The sequence below is a fragment of the Cupriavidus sp. 05N39 genome, from assembly GCF_056397325.1.
The window spans coordinates 1-5,559 of the sequence record NZ_JBFTNE010000193.1; the positions used below are offsets into that span (position 1 = coordinate 1).

The 5,559-nt window shown below is 62.7% G+C and carries 7 protein-coding genes; all 7 read right to left on the reverse strand.

The genetic code is table 11. The annotated features are described in order from the left end of the window. Positions 1-430, reverse strand: a 430-nt coding sequence (locus tag AC1DN0_RS39980) for an Hpt domain-containing protein (RefSeq protein WP_477115095.1), incomplete at its 3' end; no start/stop codon positions are given. 59 nt (positions 431-489) lie between these two features. Further along, positions 490-1,494 (reverse strand): flagellar motor protein MotB, encoded by a 1,005-nt coding sequence (gene motB, locus AC1DN0_RS39985; RefSeq protein WP_477111318.1) that lies wholly within the window; start codon positions 1,492-1,494, stop codon positions 490-492. 18 nt (positions 1,495-1,512) lie between these two features. Next, on the reverse strand, positions 1,513-2,376 hold the full coding sequence (gene motA, locus AC1DN0_RS39990) for a flagellar motor stator protein MotA (protein WP_035863296.1): 864 nt from the start codon (positions 2,374-2,376) through the stop codon (positions 1,513-1,515). Between the two features lie 457 nt (positions 2,377-2,833). Beyond that, entirely contained in the window at positions 2,834-3,439 is a 606-nt protein-coding gene (gene flhC, locus AC1DN0_RS39995) for a flagellar transcriptional regulator FlhC (protein ID WP_276288384.1), read from the reverse strand. Beyond that, positions 3,436-3,753 (reverse strand): flagellar transcriptional regulator FlhD, encoded by a 318-nt coding sequence (flhD, locus tag AC1DN0_RS40000; RefSeq protein ID WP_006162633.1) that lies wholly within the window; start codon positions 3,751-3,753, stop codon positions 3,436-3,438. The genes flhC and flhD overlap by 4 nt, the downstream gene beginning before the upstream one ends. 411 nt (positions 3,754-4,164) lie before the next feature. Next, positions 4,165-4,899: a DUF4088 family protein gene (locus AC1DN0_RS40005; RefSeq protein ID WP_276288383.1), complete on the reverse strand. Its 735-nt coding sequence runs from the start codon at positions 4,897-4,899 to the stop codon at positions 4,165-4,167. Between the two features lie 76 nt (positions 4,900-4,975). After that, a partial coding sequence (locus tag AC1DN0_RS40010) for a methyl-accepting chemotaxis protein (RefSeq protein WP_477146551.1) occupies positions 4,976-5,559 on the reverse strand: 584 nt, incomplete at its 5' end.

Sequence of the window (5,559 nt, forward strand, 5' to 3'; positions counted from 1 at the left end):
GCGCGGGAGCCGCTGCCGCGGGCGCGCCGCCCGCAGCCTCTAGCGCCAGTTGCTGAAGAACGGCGCAGATACGCGCCAGCGTTTCCGGATCGGGTTCCGTACCGTTACGGTAGGCGTTGAGCTGATCTTGCAACACGTCCTTGGTTTCCAGAAAAGTGTCGATGATGGTCCGGGACAACGCCAGTTCCCGCCGCCGCGTACGGTCGAGCAGGTTTTCCAGCAGGTGCGTGGTTTCGGTCAGGGCGGCGAAGCCGAAGGTAGCTGCGCCGCCCTTGATAGAGTGGGCTGCGCGAAAAATCGCATTCAGCTCTTCCGCATCGGGGGATTCGAGATCCAGCCCGAGCAGTAGCTGCTCCATTTCCACGAGGAGCTCTTCAGCCTCTTCGAAGAAGGTCTGGTAGAACTGTGTGATATCGATATCGACAGACATAACCGTCCTGGCTCACTGAAATTCGCTGCGAAGCCCGCTGCCTGCATGGCAAGCGGTCTTCATTGAACACTGCCCGGCTTGGCCGGGGCCGCGGCGGCGTTGCCCTGCGCAGTCGCCGCCGATGCGGCCGGCGCTGCGGGGGCGGAGGCGGCCGCCAGGCCTGCCTGCACTTCCTGGCCGGCTGCGCCGGCCTTTGCCGCCACCGAAACATCGGCGGCGCTGGCATTCTCTGCCTCGATCCGGGACTGCGCGCGCTGGTTCAGCACCACGATGCTGATGCGGCGGTTGACCGGTGCCATCTCGTCCTTCTTGTCGAGCGGCATGGTCGCGGCCAGGCCGATCACGCGCAGCACCTTGCCTTCGTTCATGCCGCCGGCGATCAACTCGCGCCGCGAGGCATTGGAGCGGTCGGAGGACAGTTCCCAGTTGCTGTACGTGCGTTCGCCGTTGGAGTAGTTGGCGGCGTCCGTATGGCCCGACAGGCTGACCTTGTTTGGCATTTCGTTGAGCACCGGGCCGATCTCGCGCAGGATGGTGCGCATATACGGCTCGACCGCGGCGCTGCCGGTGCGGAACATCGGCCGGTTCTGCGTGTCCAGGATCTGGATGCGCAGACCTTCGCTGGTGATGTCGAGCAGCAGTTGTGGGCGGAACTGGCGCAGCACCGGGTTATTCTCGATGATCTGCTCGAGCCGGTTCTTGAGCGCGCGCAGACGCTCGCTTTCCTGGCGCTCCTTGGCCTTCTGCACGGCATCGTCGGGGGTCTTCCTGACTTCCGCGTCCTGGCGGGTGATATCGAGGCCACCACCCGGGATCACGCTGGAGGACAGGCTGCTCTTGTTGCCGCCCGCAAGCGCCACCTTCAGCGGCGTGCGAAAGTACTCCGCCAACTGCTGCAGATCCTTGGGGGTCTGTGCCTTCAGCAACCAAAGCACCAGGAACAGCGCCATCATCGCGGTCATGAAGTCCGCGTACGCGATCTTCCATGAACCGCCATGATGCGCGGCAGCGCTTTTCTTGACGCGTTTGACGACTATGGGATGCGAACCGTGCTCACTGCTCATCGCTGCCGCTCCTCTACGTCAGGTAATGCTCTTGACTTCGCGGACGTGGTCGTCCAGCTCGAGGAAGGATGGACGCTCAGTCGAGTACAGCACCTTGCGGCCGAATTCCACGGCCACCAGCGGCGCATACCCGTTGAGCGAGGCGAGCAGCGTGACCTTGATGCACTCGTACATCTTCACGCTCTCGTCCACCTGGTGCTCGATACGCGCGGCCAGCGGCGAAACGAAACCRTAGGCCAGCARGATGCCGAGGAAGGTGCCGACCATTGCGTGCGCAATCAGCGCACCGAGTTCAGCCGGCGGCAGGTCCGCCGAGGCAAGGGCATGCACCACGCCCATCACGGCGGCGACGATGCCGAAGGCCGGCAGGCCGTCGCCGACGCGGTGCAGCGCGTGCGCCGGCACCTCGGCCTCGTGGCGGAAGGTCTCGATCTCGTGGTCCATCAGGGCCTCGATCTCGAAGGCATTCATATTGCCGTTGACCATCATGCGCAGGTAGTCGGTCAGGAACTCCATCATTCCCGGATCGGCGAGGATGCGCGGATACTGGCTGAACACGCTGCTGGCCGCCGGATCCGCGATTTCCTTTTCCAGGAACAGAATGCCTTCGCGGCGGGCCTTGGACAGCAGGACGTAAAGCAGCGCCATCACTTCCATGTACAGCGCCTTGCTGTACTTGCTGCTGCGGAACAGCGTCGGCAGCGCATGCATGGTGGCCTTGATTGCCTTGCCGTTGTTGGAGCTGATAAACGCGCCGACTGCCGCGCCACCGATGATGACAAGCTCTGCCGGTTGATAAAGCGCGCCCATATGGCCGCCGGTCATGGCGTATCCGCCAAGCACCGCCGCCATTACGACAACAAAGCCAATTACAACTAGCACGATTGATTCCCCGTCAGAAAAACACGCGTCAGGCACGCACAAGGGTCGCCCTCCGGGAGAAGCGGATTTACCGCTCGTCCCGGCAAGACTCACCAACCACGCAAACCGCCCTCGGACCCGAGACCCAGTGACCTGAAGGCCCAGTGATCTGGAGTCCTGAAGCCTTGCAGTCTTATGACTTAACGACGCAAGACGGCAAGACTTGAAGACTTATTGACCCGGCATCGATGATCTTCCAACGCGGGGACCGGCGATCCGGCGAATAAGCCTGGGTTTCCTCCCGAGTTCCCGCGAAGGCCTTGCCTGAGCGTTGGTAAGCTTGGCAGGCTGCCACGGGAATGCGCGTGGATGCTGGGTACTTCCGGCATCCGCGGCGCACGGCGACAGGATTCCCAACGGCAGCCCGGGCATGTGCCCGGACTATCCGCTTGGTAACGTCTCGTCCAAATCGCTTCAGTCAGGCAACAACTTGCGCGGGAGCGACGTTCTTCGAGAGCTTCTTCGCCTTGCCGGCACGTGAGGGCGGTCGGCACAGGCTGCAAACGAAATTCGCATGCGGCTCGTACGCGTGTGTAACGAACTGCCCGCCGCAGCACGTGCAGCTGGAAAGCTGCAGCATGTTGCTCTCGAAAAACCGTACTAACGTCCAGGCACGGGTGAAACTTAAGACAATTTCGCTTTCGAGCAGCGATACGTGCTCAAGATAGAGCCGATAGCTCGCCACCACGGCGCGGATGCCCACCGTCTCGCCTTGCTGGACCATGAACTGATAGGCCGAGAAGAACAGCGAGGAATGGATGTTTGGCAACCAGGTGGTGAACCAGTCGGTCGAGAAGGGGAGCATGCCCTTGGGCGGCGAGGCGCCGCGCAGCTCCTTGTAGAGGCGGATCAATCGATCGCGCGAGAGCGTGGTCTCGGCTTCGAGCACCTGCAGGCGCGCCCCCAGGCCGATCAGCTCGATGGCGAGCTGGGTCTGGTTGGCGTCCTGCAAGACGCTCTTGCGATTGGGAACCGGAGTGGCCGTGGTACTCCGGACTGACGGGGCCTGAAGGAGCGCGGTCAATTGAGCGACTCCACGGGCTGCCGTGCGAGCAGGATCGCAGCATGGATCTGCTGCATATCATGGCTCTTGGCCGTATGGGTGAGTGTCGACAGCAAGGCATGGTCGTCGAACCGGAAACGGCACAGGACCATGTTTGATGCTGCCAGTTTGACCAACTGGGCCGGTGTCAACTTGGCGAGAATGTCGGCAATTTCCTTGCTGACGCCAAGCCTGAACATGGCTTCCAGATGATTTTCTCGCACCAGGCGTTGCGCGAGCAGCAGATAGGCGAGATTGACCTCCCTGATCTCCTGGAGAACTTCACTGCTTTCCAATTTTTCCCCGCTACCAAAAACCCTTCGACCGCTTGTCCGGCGCTTACCCGCAGCCGAAGGCTGAAGGCGACCAGATCGTTTGAGTGCGTGTTCGACGGGTACTGCGTACGACTAAGGAACTGCGCTTGGTCAGACTTATCCGAAACGTTACAAGTGTTACAGAGTGTAAGTGTGACTGTGAGAGTTATATCGGCAATTCAACCGGACTGCCAATCCCCTCTAACGTTGGGGTACAGCAATGTCGCACGAAACATACATGGGAGACGAAGTTTGTAACAAGTCACGCCTTTGTAATGTGATTTGCATCAAAACTGTTACGCGTATGTAACAGATTAAAGACTCTAAATCTGCCTCTTGGATCACCCCAGCCAGAAGTGCACTAATCACATTCCACTATTGACGAAAGGGACGTCACTGCACTAGCACGCGGCGCAGCCATGCGGCGACCCTTGCTAGCAGGTCATTGGGCTCCTCGCTGAACAGGTGCGGACAGGTTTGCTCCACCTGCTCCATGACGCGCGCTGCCTCTTCGGCACTCACGGTGCCATAGTCCATGGCCAGCCCCACCACCGCTCGCAACTCTCCCAGCCGCGAGCGGGCAGTGCCCGCGATGCGTTCGGTCTGCACCATGTACATGAGGTCGTAGACCCGGCGCCGCAGGCTTTCCGCCACTCGCCACGCCGGCGTCTGCATCTGCTCCTCGAGCGCACGGATGTCCACCGCCGAGGTGGCCAGCTGCGACGCCAGGAGCTCGATGAAGGCCAGGTCGGCCCCCGCGTCCTCCAGGATCTGCCGGGACCAGTCACGGGCATGCGCAAGGCGTTCCTGCGGCGTCCATTCGTAGCGCGTCGCCAGGCCGTAGCCAAAGCGCTGCGCGTCGCGCATCAGGGTCGCCATGGCATTGGGCAGCTGTTTGTTGAACACACGCTTGGCCCATGCGTACTCCCCCCCCGACAGCAGCCGCGTAACGGCGCGCTCGGTCAGCGGGCCGTCATGCTGAAGCAGGCGCGCTCGCAGGAAATCGTCAAAGCTTGGCGGGCTGAATTCGCTGTCCAGCCCGGTGGAGAGCTTGACGAAATGTTCGAACTCGGAGCGCAGCTTGGCCGCGGCTTCCTCGGGAAGCGCCAGGGTGATGTCGGTAGTCATGATGTGCGATGCTGAGTGACGCTAACGGCGAGCCACCGCCGGCCCGAGGCCGGCGGCATAACCCTTGCGCTTGACGTCAGAAGGCGCTCCAGTCACCGTTGTCGGACGTGGCAAGCGCGGCGGGGCGGGCAGTGCGGGCCAGGACGGGCGTGCTCGCTTCACGACCTCCCTCACGGCCTCCCTCACGTCCCCCCTTGTCCACCGGCGCCGGCTCGGCGGCCTCGGTGACTTCCTGGCGGACGACATGCGTGGACGGTTCGGTCCGTGCCGGCCTGGCCGCGGCGATCACCTTGGGACGCGCTGCTTCGATGCGCGAGCCGGCAAAGGCATCCGCCTGCGCCAGACGGAAGCTGGCCACCGAGGTTTGCAGGCGCGTGGCCTGGTCTTCCAGCGAACCGGCGGCGGCGGCGGCCTGCTCCACCAGCGCCGCGTTCTGCTGCGTCACCTCGTCCATCTGGGCCACGGCCTTGTTCACCTGCTCGATGCCCGAACTTTGCTCGGCCGATGYCGCGCTGATCTCGCCCATGATGTCTGTCACGCGCTTGACCGCCTGCACGATCTCGCCCATGGTCTGCCCGGCCTGGCCCACCAGTGCCGAGCCGTTGTCCACGCGCGCCACCGTATCGCCGATCAGGCCCTTGATTTCCTTGGCCGCGTTCG

What these genes read in the sequence shown, in the direction of transcription:
- motB (WP_477111318.1), bottom strand. Translation starts at nt 1,494, where the DNA reads ATGAGCAGTGAGCACGGTTCGCATCCCATAGTCGTCAAACGCGTCAAG.
- AC1DN0_RS40005 (WP_276288383.1), bottom strand. Translation starts at nt 4,899, where the DNA reads ATGACTACCGACATCACCCTGGCGCTTCCCGAGGAAGCCGCGGCCAAG.